This window comes from Methylococcus sp. S1M (genome assembly GCF_051295855.1).
In the GTDB taxonomy this organism is placed as follows: Bacteria; Pseudomonadota; Gammaproteobacteria; order Methylococcales; family Methylococcaceae; genus Methylococcus; species Methylococcus capsulatus.
In genome coordinates this window covers 1-13,825 of the sequence record NZ_JBPDXO010000010.1, presented here as the reverse complement: position 1 = coordinate 13,825, position 13,825 = coordinate 1, and the positions used below count along the sequence as shown (strand labels likewise).

The window sequence follows — 13,825 nt, the reverse complement described above, 5'->3', positions numbered from 1 at the left end:
CTTGAGTCAGAATTTTCCGGGAGCGTGCAAGTGGGGGCCCATTGCGCGAAGGGTCGCCGATGCCGCCTTGAAAGCCATGGCCAAGCGGAGCAAGTCGGGAATGTCCGACGGTCGCCGCGCCAGGTTGTAGACCAGTTTCGGCAGCCGGGTGTCGCCATGCGGGTCGAGCGCGTCGAGCACGCTGCGGGGAATCGCCGTCGCCGCATCGTCGGCGATGGCGCGGATCGCCAGGGCCGGCAATCCCAGTACCGTGGCGGTATGGATCACGGCTCCGCTTTCCATGTCGACGGCTTCGGCGCCGGTGGCGGCCGCCAACGTCCGTTTGGCTTCGCGGCCATGGACGATGCCGCCGCTGGCGGTCATCCGCCCGGTGGACACCCTGCAAGGCAGCGCCTCTGCGTACCGCACCGCTTCCCGATGCCAGCCGGGATGCGCCGGCCACACCGTGCCGTCGGCGTTCACGACTTCGGCGGGCAGGATGAGATCACCGGCTTGCAGATGTTCTTCGAGAGCGCCGGCACATCCCCAGCTGACCAGTGCATTGCAGCCGGCTTCCACCAGCCGGCGTGCGGCCTTCGTCGCGTTGTCCGGACCGCTGCCGGACAGGCAGAAATGGAGCGTGTCTCTGACGGCGAGCAATTTGCCGCGGCGCAGCGGGCGCCGCGTCAGCGTACGGCTTTCGGCCGGCAGGGCGACGACGACACCTATCCGAATCACGCCAGGGCGTAGCGTTCGTTACGGTAACGAGCCAGCGCCCACAGGGGGAAGAATTTGTCGTAGCCGTGATATTTCAGATAGAACACACGGGGGAAACCCGGTGCGGTGAAGCATTCATCGTTCCAGAATCCGTCGGGCCGCTGCTGGCGGAGCAGGTAATCGACGCCGGCCTGGACTTCCGGTGAGCCGGCTTCGCCCGCCGCCATCAGCGCGATCAGGGCGAATCCGGTTTGGAATGCAGTGCTGGTGTGGAAGCGGCCGCGGTACGACGGATCGTGGTAGCTGAAGTTGTCTTCCCCCCAGCCGCCATCCTCGCGCTGGATGCTCTTGAGCCACGCCACGGCGCGCCGCACGCTGGGGTCGTCGTTCGGAACACCGGCGGCCTCGTAGGCCAGCAGCACCGACCAGGTGCCGTAGATGTAGTTGGTGCCCCAGCGGCCGAACCAGGAGCCGTCGGCTTCCTGTTCCCGGCGCAGGTAATCGATCGTGCGCTCCAGGACGGGACGCAGCTCCGGTTGCCGGTTCACCCATCTGGCGAGGAACATGGCGCAGCGGGCGCTCACGTCTGCCGTCGGCGGGTCGAGCAGGGCGCCGTGGTCGGCGAAGGGGATGGAATTGAGGTAATAGTACGTGTTGTCGGCGTCGAAGGCGCCGAAGCCGCCGTTGCGGGACTGCATGCCGGCGATCCAGTTGGCCGCCCGCCGCAGGTTGTCGTCGAAGCTGGGATCTTCCGAGCCCAACAGCGCGTGGGCCACGACAGCGCTGTCGTCCACGTCGGGATAATAGTCGTTGCCGAACTGGAACGCCCAGCCACCGCCTTCCAGACCGGCCCGGTTGACCCGCCAGTCACCGGGCGCGTCCTTGTCGATCTGCTTCGAGGCCAGCCACTTGAGGCCCTTGCTGAGAGCCGCATCGAGCCGGAGGTCCGCGGTATGACGTGCCACTTCCTGCAAGGTGAGGGACGTGAGGGCGGTGTCCCAGATCGGCGAGACGCAGGGCTGGCAGTAGACGCTGTCGCCTTGGAACACCAGCAGCCGGTCGATGGATTCGCGAGCGAGTCGGCGGCGCTCGTCGTCTGGAGGGACGCCGAGGAAATCCAGCGCCTCATAGGCATTGACCATGGCCGGAAATATCGCGCCGAGCCCATCCACGCCATTGAGCCGGGCCGTGAACCAGTCGAAGGCTTTCTGGGTGGCCTTCTTGCGTACGGCTTTGGGAATGAGGGGTTCCAGCATCCGTCCGAACCGCTCCAGCGCGAGGATGGCCTTGCCGAGCGGCGTCTTGACGTGGTCGAAATAATGGCGCTCCTTCTGCGGATCGACCGTGAACAGTTCGCGGACATGGGTCCGGGATGGATTGCGCGCGGTCACTCTATGACTGCACAGAATGAACAGCGGCACCATCACCGTGCGCGACCAGTACGACACCTTGTCCAGATGGAAGGGAAACCACTTCGGCAGCAGCATGATTTCCACCGGGATGAAAGGGATTCCGCGCCACGGAATCTGTTCGAACATGGCGAGCATGATGCGCGTGAAGACGTTGGAGCGGGCGGCGCCGCCTTGGGCAAGAATCCACTCACGGGCTTTCTTCATGTGGGGGGCGTCGATGGAATCGCCCGCCAGCTTGAGGGCGTAATAGACCTTGACGGTGCAGCTGATGTCGCCGGCGCCGCCCCGGAACAGCGGATAGCTGCCGTCGGCGCTCTGGTGGCTGCGCAGATAGTTGGCGATCTTGGCCTGCAGTGCCGCGTCGATTTCATCCATGAAATGCATCATCAGGATGTACTCGGCCGGGATGGTGCAGTCGGCTTCGAGTTCGAACACCCAATAGCCTTCCAGGTGCTGCAGGCTCAGCAGACGGTCCTTGGCCTGCCGGATCGCCGCATCGAGAGGGGACTCGACGTATGAGGCGGTCAGCGGCGGTTCGAGGTTGGATATTGCTGTCGCTTCTCTCAACATGGGCGATGTTTCCTGACGGTTCGGTGCGAATTCAAATGTCGATGGGCCGGGGCTGCAGCACAGCGGCAGGCACCGCGGCGGGCAGGCCGAGACCGGCGAGCCGGAACGTGGCTTTCAGCAAGGTGTCGCTGCCGCGGGTCAGCCGCGAGGTGACGATCGTCGCCCTGACTGCCTGCCGTGTGATCTTCACCTGGGCGGAATCACTGAAATAGGGGTGACGATGGATCTTGCGCAGCGTGAGCACCGCCATTCCCAGAGCCCAGAGGCAGAATTCGCGGATGCCGGTTTCATGGCGCGGGATCAGCAACGTATATTCCAGCGCATTGCGCAGGTGGGCGTGGGCCACGCCGATCAGTCGCTCGAAGCCGCGGACGAAATCGGGGTTGGCGTGGTGCGGCCGGAGCTCGGTGAGGGAGAAACCGCATTCCGTGAACACCTCCTGCGGCAGCCAGCAGACGCCGCGCGCATGGTCATCCCACAGGTCCTTCAGTATGTTGGTCATCTGCAGTCCCTGTCCGAAGGACACCGCGAGTTCCATCAGCCGCGACCGATGTGCGGCGATTTCCGGGGAATAGTGACAGAACAGCCGAGTCAGCATTTCTCCGACCACGCCGGCGACGTAATAGCAGTAATCGCCCATCTGTCGCAGGTCCTCGAGACCGTGCCGCAGGTCCTTGTCCTGAAACTCGGCCATTCCTCTAGACATCGTGGCCACGCACTCGGCCAGTGCCTCCCGCTGCGGCGCGGCGAAGCCATGGGTGATGCTGATGACGCGCGGAATGGCGGCGATCAGCTCCCGCTCGGCGGCCAGGGTCTGGTCGGAGAGCAGTGGAAAGAGTTCGTCGGTGAGCGGGGCAGCGGGTGCCGTTCCGGCGACGACCCGGGCGAAATGCTCGCAATATCGCCGCTTTTGGGTCGATGTCAGCGCCACCTCGTCTTCGATGGTGTCGACGATACGGCACAGCAGGTAGCCGTTGGATACCGGACGGGCCAAACCTTCCGGCAGCCTCGGGATCGTCAAAGCGAAAGTACGGGATACGCCGTCCAGGAAATGGGCCTGGAATTCGTCGTCCGACAGATGCTCATGTCTGGCGGGCTGTGAGGGGGGTGTTCCGCTCATCTAGGGTAGGCGTCGGTTGCTCGGGCGCGAGTCGGCCACGGGGGCTAACTCCTTGTAAAAGGGATAAAATTCTACAGGTTCGCGGGCTTGAGTCAAGTTCTGTTGTTTTTTTATCAAAGATGAGTTGAGTAATATGCAACTGGATGCTAACATGCGTTCCCATTCAAGGGAATGCCGCAATCCCCATTTTTGAACAAGAAAAAAGGATTGTTGTTACAATCCGGGCACATTTCCTAGTGCCAGACTAGGAAACCGTCCCCTTGTGATCCCGTCAGGCTGTCTTTTGCGGGCGATGGTTGGGTCGGCATGCCAGGGCTGACATGAAATGGTCGTCGGAGCGGTGGTCTCAACCCGTTCCGTCCTTAGCTGAAGAATCGAGGAGAAACGAATGGGCGTTCCACTGCGTCAACAACTGACCGTCGCGAAGTATCTGCTCAAACAAAAGATTTTCGGTGTCAAGCGTTATCCTCTGGTGTTGATGCTCGAGCCGCTGTTCCGTTGCAACCTGGCCTGCGCCGGCTGCGGGAAAATCGATTATCCGGATGAGATATTGAACCGACGCCTGAGCGTCGAGGAATCACTGCAGGCCGTTGACGAATGCGATGCCCCGATCGTGTCGATCGCAGGGGGAGAGCCGCTGCTTCACAAGGAATTGCCGGAGATCGTGCGCGGCATCATCGCACGCAAGAAATACGTTTATCTCTGCACCAATGCCCTGCTGCTCAAGAAACGGATCGACGATTACGAGCCGTCCCCGTTCCTGACGCTGTCGATCCATCTGGACGGCAACCGTGAGCGGCACGATGCCTCGGTCTGTCAGGCCGGTGTGTTCGACCGGGCCGTCGAAGCCGTCGAGATGGCGATTGCCCGGGGTTTCCGGGTGACCATCAACTGTACCCTGTTTCAGGGGGAGTCGGCCGAGGAGGTGGCCGAGTTCTTGGATCACACCCAGCGTCTGGGGGTCGAGGGGGTGACCATCGCCCCCGGTTTCAGCTACGAGCACGCGCCGCAGCAGAACATTTTCATCCGGATGCGCGACAGCAAGGAGCTGTTCCGCAAGGTGTTCAAGCTGGGCCGCGGCCGCGGCTGGCGTTTGAATCATTCAGGACTCTATCTCGATTTCCTGGCGGGCAACCAGAGTTATAACTGCACGCCCTGGGGCAACCCGACCCGGAACGTTTTCGGCTGGCAGAAACCGTGCTACCTGCTGGTGGATGAAGGTTACGCGCCTTCCTTCCGCGCCTTGATGGAGGAGACCCCCTGGCACAAGTACGGCAATTCGAAAAATCCGAAATGCGCCAACTGCATGGCGCACTGCGGCTACGAGGCCAGCGCAGTGGAAGACGCCATGCGCCGTCCCTGGAAAGCGGCCTGGGTCGCTTTGTTCGGGCCGAAAACGGAAGGAAGGATGGCGCCCGAGCCGGAGCCGGAATACGAAACCGGCGCGTCCGAAGCGGCGCCCGTCAAGGCGCGTCCGACGATCCGCATCGAGGCCGTCGAGTAATCGGCCGGGTCGGCCGCCCGCAAAAAAAGCCGGCTTCGAAGCCGGCTTTTTTGTATCCGCACGGTTATCGTTGGCTCAGTAATGCAGCAGCGAATGCACGCGCCGGCCGTGCAAGGCCTCCCGGCCTTCGAGGGCGTCCAGCTCGATCACGAAGGCGCAGGCTGCCACTTCGGCGCCGAGGCTCTCCACCAGCGAACAACTGGCGCGGGCGGTGCCGCCGGTCGCCAGGAGGTCGTCGACCATCAGCACCCGGTCGCCCACTCCCAACGCATCCAGATGGACTTCCAGGCGGGCCGAACCGTATTCCAGATCGTAGTCGATGGACTGGACGTTGTAGGGAAGTTTTCCCGGTTTGCGCAGGGGTACGAAGCCGACGCCCAGCTCCCAGGCCGCCAGCGCGCCGAAAATGAATCCCCGGGCTTCCATGCCGGCGACGGCGGTGATGTCTTCGCCTACGAAGGGGTGGACGAGCTGGTGGATGGCCAGCCTCAGCGCCGCCGGATCCTTGACCAGTGGGGTGATGTCCCGGAACAGGATGCCGGGCCTGGGGAAGTCCGGGATGTCCCGAATTTTCGCGCGCAGCCTGTCCATCAGTGTTTGTCCTTGGCCTGGCCGCGGGCCCGCCGTGGTTTGTCTGCGGCAGCCGTGGCCTGGATGAATGCGTCGATCGATCGGGCGATGCCGGCCTGATCGAGGCCGGCGATGGCCAGGAGTTCCTCCCGGGTGCCCTGGTCGAGGAATTCGTCCTTGAGACCGATGTGGCAGACCGGAATGCCGCAGTGCTGGGCGGCGAGGAATTCGCCGACCGCACTGCCGGCACCGCCGGCGATGGCGTTTTCCTCGACGGTCACGATGCGGTCGTGGGTGGCTGCCAGCTCCAGGATAAGCGCCTCATCCAGGGGTTTCACGAAACGCATGTTGGCCACCGTGGCGCCGATCCGCTCGCCGACCGCGAGTGCGGCGGCCAGGGGGGTGCCGAAGGCCAGGATGGCGGTACCCTTGCCGCGGAGGCGCACCTCTCCTTTGCCGACGGGGAAGGCAGTCATCGTTTCTTCCGGCCTGACGCCGGGGCCTCTGCCGCGCGGATAACGCACGGCCGCCGGGCCGTCATGGATGAAGCCGGTATAGAGCATCTGCCTGCATTCGTTTTCATCCGAGGGCGCCATGATCAGCATGTTGGGGATGCAGCGCATGAAGCTCAGATCGAAGCTGCCGGCATGGGTCGGGCCGTCCGGTCCGACCAGGCCGGCGCGGTCGATGGCGAACAGCACCGGCAGGTTCTGCAGGGCGACGTCGTGGATCAACTGGTCATAGGCGCGCTGGAGGAAGGTCGAGTAGATGGCCACCACCGGCTTGTAGCCTTCGCTGGCCTGTCCCGCGGCGAATGTCACGGCATGCTGCTCGGCGATGCCGACGTCGAAATAGCGATCCGGGAAGCGCTGTGAGAATTCCACCAGCCCCGAGCCTTCGCGCATCGCCGGCGTGATGCCCAGCAGCCGCCGGTCGCGCGCCGCCATGTCGCACAGCCACTGGCCGAATACTTCCGTATAGCTCGGCGTTCCCGGCTTGGACTTGGGCAGTTCGTCGGCGTCGAGGTCGAAGGCGCCGACGCCGTGGTAGGCCACGGGATCCTTCTCCGCGGGTGCGTAACCCTTGCCTTTGCGGGTGACGACGTGCAGGAAGCGGGGGCCTTTCTGATCCCGCAGGTTACGCAAGGTCGTGATCAAGGTGTCCAGATCATGACCGTCGATCGGGCCGAAATAATTGAAGCCCAGTTCTTCGAACAGCGTTCCCGGCGCCACCATGCCTTTGACGTGTTCTTCGGCGCGCCGCGCCAGCTCCCAAACGCCGGGCATGTGGCGGCCCAGGAGATGCTTGCCGCTTTCACGCACCGAGGAGTAGAACTTCCCGCTCAATATCTTCGCCAGGTAGTTGTTGAGCGCGCCGACGTTGGGCGAGATCGACATCTCGTTGTCGTTGAGGATGATCAGGAGGTTCGCATCCAGCGTGCCGGCATGGTTGAGTGCTTCGAAGGCCATGCCCCCCGTGAGGCCGCCATCGCCGATGATCGCCACCGCATGGATGGGGCGCCGTTCCAGCGCGGCTGCGACGGCCATGCCGAGGGCCGCGCTGATCGAGGTGCTCGAATGGCCGACGCCGAAGCAGTCGTAAGGGCTCTCGGCCCGATTGGGGAAGGCCGACAATCCCCCCTTCTTGCGGATGGTCGGCAGGCGGGCGCGCCGCCCGGTCAGGATCTTGTGCGGATAGGCCTGATGGCCGACGTCCCAGACCAGCTTGTCTTCGGGGGTGTTGAAGACGTAATGCAGGGCGATGGTCAGCTCCACCGTCCCGAGTCCCGCGGCCAGGTGCCCGCCCGACCGGCTCACGCTTTCCAGGAGATAGCCCCGCAGTTCTTCGGCGAGCTCAGGCAGCCTGTCTTCCGGCAGGTTGCGCAGTGCGGCGGGATGGTCTGCCGCTTCGAGAAGGGCATATCTTTTGGTTTCGGTCATGTAATCGCGTTCCAGGTTGCTCGGTCCGGCCGGAGACTTCGGTTGTCCAGACTTAATTAAGTAAAGTGGGTTACTCGGAAATTATGTAACTGCGACCCTCTCCTTATCAAGGAAAGCCCAAGGAAAGCGCGGCTCGCCGCTAGCTCTGCCGCTGGATGATGAAGCGGGCGAGTTCGCGCAGCAGATCGGCTTCGGGGCCGAAGCCGGCCAGGCTTTCCAGGGCTGCCTCGTGCATTTCTTCCGCTTTTTCCTTGGCGCCGCTCAGCCCCAGCAAGGCCGGGTAGTTGGGCTTGTTGTGGTCGCGGTCCTTGCCTCGAGTTTTTCCCAAGGTCTGGGTGTCGCTCTCTTCGTCGAGGATGTCATCCTGGATCTGGAAAGCGAGGCCGATGCACTTGGCGTAGTGGTCCAGGCGGTCGAATTGTTCAGCCGGCAGACCGGGACGGGCCAGGCAGGCCAGCCGCACGCTGGCACGGATCAGGGCGCCGGTCTTGCGGATATGCATGTTCTCCAGCCCCGGCAGGTCCAGCTTCTTACCCACCGAAGCCAGGTCGATCGCCTGGCCGCCGACCATGCCGGCGGGGCCGCTGGCTTTTGCCAGGGTTTCGATCATGGCGATGCGGTTTTCCGCCGGCACGGCGATGCTGGGATCCTGGGCGAGGACGTGGAAGGCCAGGGCCTGCAGGCCGTCTCCCGCGAGTATCGCGGTGGCCTCGTCATAGGCCTTGTGGCAGGTCGGTTTGCCTCGACGCAGGTCGTCGTCGTCCATCGCCGGCAGATCGTCGTGAATCAGCGAATAGACATGGATGAATTCAACCGCGCAGGCGGGGCCGTCGAGCAGGTCTGCCGCCACGCCGATGGTCTGGCCGGTGGCGTAGGTGAGCAGGGGGCGCATGCGCTTGCCGCCACCCAGCACCGAGTAGCGCATGGCTTGATGGAGCCGCTCCGGCATGCGGTCGGCGGCCGGCAGGCGTGCATCCAGCGCTCGTTCCACCCGCTCCTGGCTGGACCGCATGAAATCGCTCAGAGATCGTTCAGGGTTCATCACGAAAAGGCTTCAAAGTGGGTAAACTGTTTTCCTCTAGCAGGATCTGGACCTTTTGTTCGGCATCCTGCAGCGATTTTTGGCAGGTCCGCGTGAGCTCGATGCCCCGCTCGAACAGTTTCAGGGACTCCTCGAGCGGCAGGTTGCCTTGTTCCATGCGTTCCACCAGCTGCTCCAGCTCGGTGAGGGCTTCTTCAAAGCTTGGCGGTTTGCGGGCCATGGCAGGTCTGCGCGGTAGTCGAAACTGAGGGAAGCCGGTTTTGCGTCGCGGCCGAACACGGCATTATCTCAAACTTGCCAAGTTGATTAAAATGCGCCGCGGTTCGCGACGGCCGCCTCGTCTCTCTCCACCCTGTCCGTATCGCCATCTCACCCCATGAACGAAGTTTACGATGCCTCAGCCATCGAAGTCCTGAGCGGCCTGGATCCGGTCCGCCGCCGGCCAGGCATGTACACCGACACCACCCGCCCCGACCATCTCGCCCAGGAGGTCATCGACAACGCAGTGGATGAGGCGCTGGCCGGTTTCGCCCGCCTCATCGAGATCCGGCTCCTGGCCGACGGCGGCCTGGAAGTGCGGGACGATGGCCGTGGCATGCCGGTGGACATCCATCCCGAACTTGGCGTGTCCGGTGTCGAGGTGATCCTGACCAGGCTTCATGCCGGCGGCAAATTCTCCCGGAAGGCTTATCGCTATTCCGGCGGCCTGCACGGCGTCGGCGTCTCTGTGGTCAATGCGCTGTCGCTGCGGCTGGAGGTCGAAGTGCGACGTGACGGGAAAGTCCATGCCATCGCTTTCGAAAAGGGCGAAAAGGTGGAGGATCTCACCGAGACCGGCACGACGCCCAGGCGCGCAACCGGTACGACGGTGCGGTTCTGGCCGGAGGCACATTATTTCGACAATGCCCGGTTTTCCCGCTCGCGTCTCAAACATCTGCTGCGCGCCAAGGCTGTGTTGTGCCCAGGGCTGGAAATCCGGATGACCGACGACGCCAGCGGCGAAACCGAAACCTGGTGTTATCGGAATGGTCTGCCGCAGTACCTGCTGGACCAGTTGCAGGGATGCGCCTGCATTCCGGATGAGCCGTTCACCGGCGCGATGGAGGGTCGGCAGGAGGCGGTGGAGTGGGCCGTGCTCTGGTGTCCGGAAGGCGCGGCGCCGGTGGCCGAGAGTTACGTCAACCTGGTGCCGACGGTGCAGGGCGGTACCCACGTCAACGGCCTACGCACGGGACTGACCGAGGCAGTGCGGGAATTCTGCGAGTACCGGAATCTGTTGCCGCGCGGCCTCAAGATCGTGCCGGACGACGTCTGGGAACGCTGCAATCACGTCCTCTCGGTAAAGATGCAGGAGCCGCAGTTCGCCGGCCAGACCAAGGAGCGGCTGAATTCGCGCGAATGCGCTTCGTTCGTCTCGGGGGTGGTGAAGGATGCTTTCAGCCTGTGGCTGAACCAGCATCCCGCGGTCGGCGAGCGCATCGCCGAGCTGGTGATCGAAAGCGCCCAGAAGCGGTTGCGGGCCGCCCGCCGGGTCACCCGCAAGAAGGTCAGCAGCGGGCCGGCGCTGCCCGGCAAGCTGGCCGACTGCGCGGCACAGGATGTCAGCCGCACCGAACTGTTCCTGGTCGAGGGCGATTCCGCCGGCGGTTCGGCCAAACAGGCGCGCGACAAGGATTTCCAGGCCATCATGCCCTTGCGCGGCAAGATCCTGAACACCTGGGAAGTGGAATCCGGCGCTATCCTCGCATCGCAGGAGGTGCATGACATCAGCCTGGCCATCGGCGTCGACCCCGGTGCCACCGATTTGAGTGGCCTGCGCTACGGCAAAATCTGTGTGCTGGCCGATGCCGATTCCGACGGCAACCACATCGCCACCCTGCTGTGCGCCCTGTTCCTGCGCCATTTCCGCGCCCTGGTCAAGGCCGGCCACGTGTTCATCGCCATGCCGCCCTTGTACCGCATCGACGTCGGCAAACAGGTGTATTACGCGCTGGACGAGGCCGAAAAAAAGGGCGTGCTGGATCGTATCGAGGCCGAGAAGATCAAGGGTAAGGTCAATGTGCTGCGCTTCAAGGGCCTGGGCGAGATGAACCCCGTCCAGCTGCGCGAAACCACCATGAATCCCGACACCCGGCGGCTGGTGCAGTTGTCGCTGGACGACGCCGCTGCGACCGATGAGCGCCTCGACATGCTGTTGGCCAAGCGGCGGGCAGGGGACCGTCGCGTCTGGCTGGAGGAAAAGGGCAATCTCGCCGACATCTGACCCTTGGCAAGCATCCACCATGAACGAAGTCGCGAATTACGAGCGCATTCCCTTACGGGATTTCACCGAGAAGGCGTACCTCGATTACGCCATGTACGTCATCCTGGACCGCGCCCTGCCGCACATCGCCGACGGCCTAAAGCCGGTACAGCGGCGCATCGTCTACGCCATGTCCGAACTGGGCCTGTCGGCGCAGTCCAAGCCCAAGAAATCCGCCCGCACCGTAGGCGACGTGCTGGGCAAGTACCACCCGCACGGCGATTCGGCCTGTTATGAAGCCATGGTGCTGATGGCGCAGCCCTTCTCCTACCGTTACCCGCTGATCGACGGCCAGGGCAACTGGGGTTCGCCCGACGACCCCAAGTCGTTCGCGGCGATGCGCTACACCGAGGCGAGGCTGACGCCCTATGCGCAGTCGCTGTTGTCCGAGCTGGATCTGGGCACCGTGGACTGGGTGCCGAATTTCGACGGCACGCTGGAAGAACCGCAGCTCCTCCCGGCCCGCCTGCCCAATCTCCTGCTCAACGGCGCCACCGGCATCGCCGTCGGCATGGCGACGGACATTCCGCCCCACAATCTGCGGGAGGTGGTCGAGGCCTGCATCCTCCTCATCGATCGGCCCGAAGCCACGGTCGAGGAACTGTGCGGCTGCATCCGCGGTCCCGATTTCCCCAACGAGGCCGAACTCATCACGCCGCGGGAGGAGCTGCTGAAGCTGTACCAGACCGGCAGCGGTGCGGTGCGTTTGCGCGCCCGCTACGAGCTGGAGGACGGCAACATCGTCGTCACCGCGCTGCCTTACCAGGTGTCCGGCGCCAAGCTGATGGAACAGATCGCCGCGCAGATGCAGGCCAAGAAGCTGCCGCTGGTGGAGGACCTGCGCGACGAATCCGACCACGAGAACCCGACCCGGCTGGTCATCATGCCCAAATCCCGGCGGGTCGAGGTCGAACCCTTGATGTCACACCTGTTCGCCACCACCGACCTGGAGCGCTCCTACCGCGTCAATCTCAACATCATCGGCCTGAACGGCCGGCCCCAGGTCAAGAATCTGCGCGAGATCCTGACGGAATGGCTGAGCTTCCGCACCGAGACCGTCCGTCGCCGCCTCCAGCATCGTCTGGACAAGGTGCTGGCGCGGCTGCACATCCTGGAAGGGCTGCTGCTCGCCTTCCTCGACATCGACGAAGTCATCGCCATCATCCGCGGCGAAGACGAGCCCAAGCCGGTGCTGATGACGCGTTTCGGCCTCACCGATCTGCAGGCCGAGGCGATCCTGGAACTCAGGCTGCGCCATCTGGCCCGGCTGGAGGAAATCAAAATCCGCGGTGAACAGGAGGCGCTCGAACAGGAGCGCGCCCGGCTCGAAAGAACCCTGGGTTCCCGGACGGAACTCGATGCCCTGATCAAGCAGGAACTGCGGCAGGACGCCGAGAAATTCGGCGACGCCCGCCGCTCGCCCATCGTCGCCCGCCAGGCATCCCAGGCCCTGGACACCACCGCCCTGATCGCCAGCGAGCCGGTCACCATCGTCCTTTCGGAGAAGGGCTGGATACGCTCGGCCAAGGGCCACGAAGTCGATCCCGCGACCCTGAGCTACCGCGCCGGCGACGGCTTCCTGTGCGCCGCACTGGGCCGCTCCACCCAGCCCGCCTATTTCCTCGATTCCACCGGGCGCAGTTACAGCCTGGCCGTGCACGACCTGCCCTCCGCCCGCGGCCAGGGCGAGCCGCTGACCGGCCGCCTCAACCCGCCGCCGGGCGCCATCTTCGTCGCCGTGCTGGCAGGCTCGGAGGAAGACTGGTATCTGCTGGCCACCGACGGCGGCTACGGTTTCCTGGTCCAGCTCGGTGAACTGGGATCGAAAAACCGCTCCGGCAAGACGCTGCTGACCGTGCCCGATCACGCCAAGGTCATGCCCCCGCTGCGTGTCGCGAACCCCGATGGCGACCGCCTGGCCTTCGTTTCGGCGCAAGGGAGGCTGCTGGTCTACCCGGCGGAGGAAATACCCCGCCTCAACAAAGGCAAAGGCAGCAAGCTGATCCAGATCACCCCGGCCGACCTCGAAGCGCGCCAGGACTACCTCGTCGCCATGGCCGCCTTGCCCGCCGGCGCGGCGCTGCGCGCCACCGCCGGCAAGCGCACCCTCACACTGCAGCCAGCTGACCTGGATCATTACCGGGGGTCGAGAGGGCGGCGCGGCAATCCGCTGCCACGGGGATTTCAGCGGGTGGAGCGGCTGGAGACGGTATAAGCGGAATCTGCCGGGCGAAGAACCGCTCCGGCGTTTCCTGCTGCATGTGCTGCCCAAGGGCTTCATGCGCATCCGCCACTTCGGCTGGCTCGCCAACCGCTGCCGTGCCGGGCGACGATCGACGCCGCACCACGAGAAGAGGCTGCCGAGGATCGGCAAGCGCCTGCGCCCTTCGACGACGGTAATCCCCCCGGCCAATGAAGGGGTTCAGAAGTAGAATTTTCTCGTTAACGGGGAGTTCTGCATGAAGAAGTCGAAGTTTTCGGACAGCCGGATCATTGAGGCGCTGAAGCGGGTTGAAGCTGGGCTGCCGGTGCCGGAGTTGTGCCGGGAATTGGGGATCAGCACGGCGACGTTTTACAAGTGGCGGGCGAAGTATGGCGGCCTGGACGTGTCGATGATGGCCCGGATGAAGGAACTGGAAGCCGAGAATGCCCGGCTGAAGAAGATGTAC

At 64.0% G+C, this 13,825-nt stretch carries 11 protein-coding genes and 1 pseudogene; 5 read left to right on the top strand and 7 right to left on the bottom strand.

All coding sequences use genetic code 11. The features are described from left to right. Window positions 1–6: 6 nt before the first annotated feature. The 3 genes from ACSHWJ_RS14305 to ACSHWJ_RS14295 are packed head-to-tail and all read right to left on the bottom strand — an operon-like array spanning window position 7 to window position 3,798. The gene (locus ACSHWJ_RS14305) at window positions 7–717 is read right to left on the bottom strand and encodes a phosphorylase family protein (RefSeq protein ID WP_432539953.1); all 711 of its coding nucleotides are present in this window, start codon (window positions 715–717) and stop codon (window positions 7–9) included. Beyond that, window positions 714–2,678, bottom strand: coding sequence for a squalene--hopene cyclase (gene shc, locus ACSHWJ_RS14300; protein WP_432539955.1), 1,965 nt, complete (start codon window positions 2,676–2,678; stop codon window positions 714–716). Before shc ends, ACSHWJ_RS14305 begins: the two co-directional genes overlap by 4 nt. 31 nt (window positions 2,679–2,709) lie before the next feature. Beyond that, entirely contained in the window at window positions 2,710–3,798 is a 1,089-nt protein-coding gene (locus ACSHWJ_RS14295) for a phytoene/squalene synthase family protein (RefSeq protein ID WP_432539956.1), read from the bottom strand. Window positions 3,799–4,186: 388 nt separating this feature from the next. Here ACSHWJ_RS14295 and hpnH point away from each other — a divergent pair, with 388 nt between their 5' ends. Then, window positions 4,187–5,302 carry an adenosyl-hopene transferase HpnH gene (gene hpnH, locus ACSHWJ_RS14290; protein ID WP_432539957.1) on the top strand — a complete coding sequence of 372 codons (1,116 nt, stop codon included), beginning with the start codon at window positions 4,187–4,189 and terminating at the stop codon, window positions 5,300–5,302. Between the two features lie 75 nt (window positions 5,303–5,377). Here the strand turns inward: hpnH and ACSHWJ_RS14285 are convergent, their stop codons facing one another. From ACSHWJ_RS14285 to ACSHWJ_RS14270, 4 genes are all read right to left on the bottom strand, one after another. After that, complete coding sequence (locus tag ACSHWJ_RS14285; protein WP_017365091.1) at window positions 5,378–5,893, bottom strand: adenine phosphoribosyltransferase; 516 nt, start codon at window positions 5,891–5,893, stop codon at window positions 5,378–5,380. Continuing rightward, window positions 5,893–7,812, bottom strand: a complete 1,920-nt coding sequence (dxs, locus tag ACSHWJ_RS14280) for a 1-deoxy-D-xylulose-5-phosphate synthase (RefSeq protein WP_010960141.1) — start codon at window positions 7,810–7,812, stop codon at window positions 5,893–5,895. Before dxs ends, ACSHWJ_RS14285 begins: the two co-directional genes overlap by 1 nt. 139 nt (window positions 7,813–7,951) lie before the next feature. Further along, window positions 7,952–8,854, bottom strand: coding sequence for a (2E,6E)-farnesyl diphosphate synthase (gene ispA, locus ACSHWJ_RS14275; RefSeq protein WP_010960142.1), 903 nt, complete (start codon window positions 8,852–8,854; stop codon window positions 7,952–7,954). After that, the gene (locus ACSHWJ_RS14270; RefSeq protein ID WP_010960143.1) at window positions 8,844–9,074 is read right to left on the bottom strand and encodes an exodeoxyribonuclease VII small subunit; all 231 of its coding nucleotides are present in this window, start codon (window positions 9,072–9,074) and stop codon (window positions 8,844–8,846) included. Before ACSHWJ_RS14270 ends, ispA begins: the two co-directional genes overlap by 11 nt. Window positions 9,075–9,230: 156 nt before the next feature. On the opposite strand from ACSHWJ_RS14270, the gene parE reads away from it, so the two are divergent. The 4 genes and pseudogenes from parE to ACSHWJ_RS14250 all read left to right on the top strand — a co-directional run. After that, entirely contained in the window at window positions 9,231–11,117 is a 1,887-nt protein-coding gene (parE, locus tag ACSHWJ_RS14265; protein ID WP_432539958.1) for a DNA topoisomerase IV subunit B, read from the top strand. Window positions 11,118–11,136: 19 nt separating this feature from the next. Further along, window positions 11,137–13,371 carry a DNA topoisomerase IV subunit A gene (gene parC / locus ACSHWJ_RS14260; RefSeq protein WP_432539959.1) on the top strand — a complete coding sequence of 745 codons (2,235 nt, stop codon included), beginning with the start codon at window positions 11,137–11,139 and terminating at the stop codon, window positions 13,369–13,371. A 7-nt stretch (window positions 13,372–13,378) separates the two neighbouring features. After that, window positions 13,379–13,480: pseudogene (locus ACSHWJ_RS14255) on the top strand (transposase); the annotation flags it as partial. A gap of 135 nt (window positions 13,481–13,615) precedes the next feature. Further along, a partial coding sequence (locus ACSHWJ_RS14250) for a transposase (protein WP_432539960.1) occupies window positions 13,616–13,825 on the top strand: 210 nt, incomplete at its 3' end.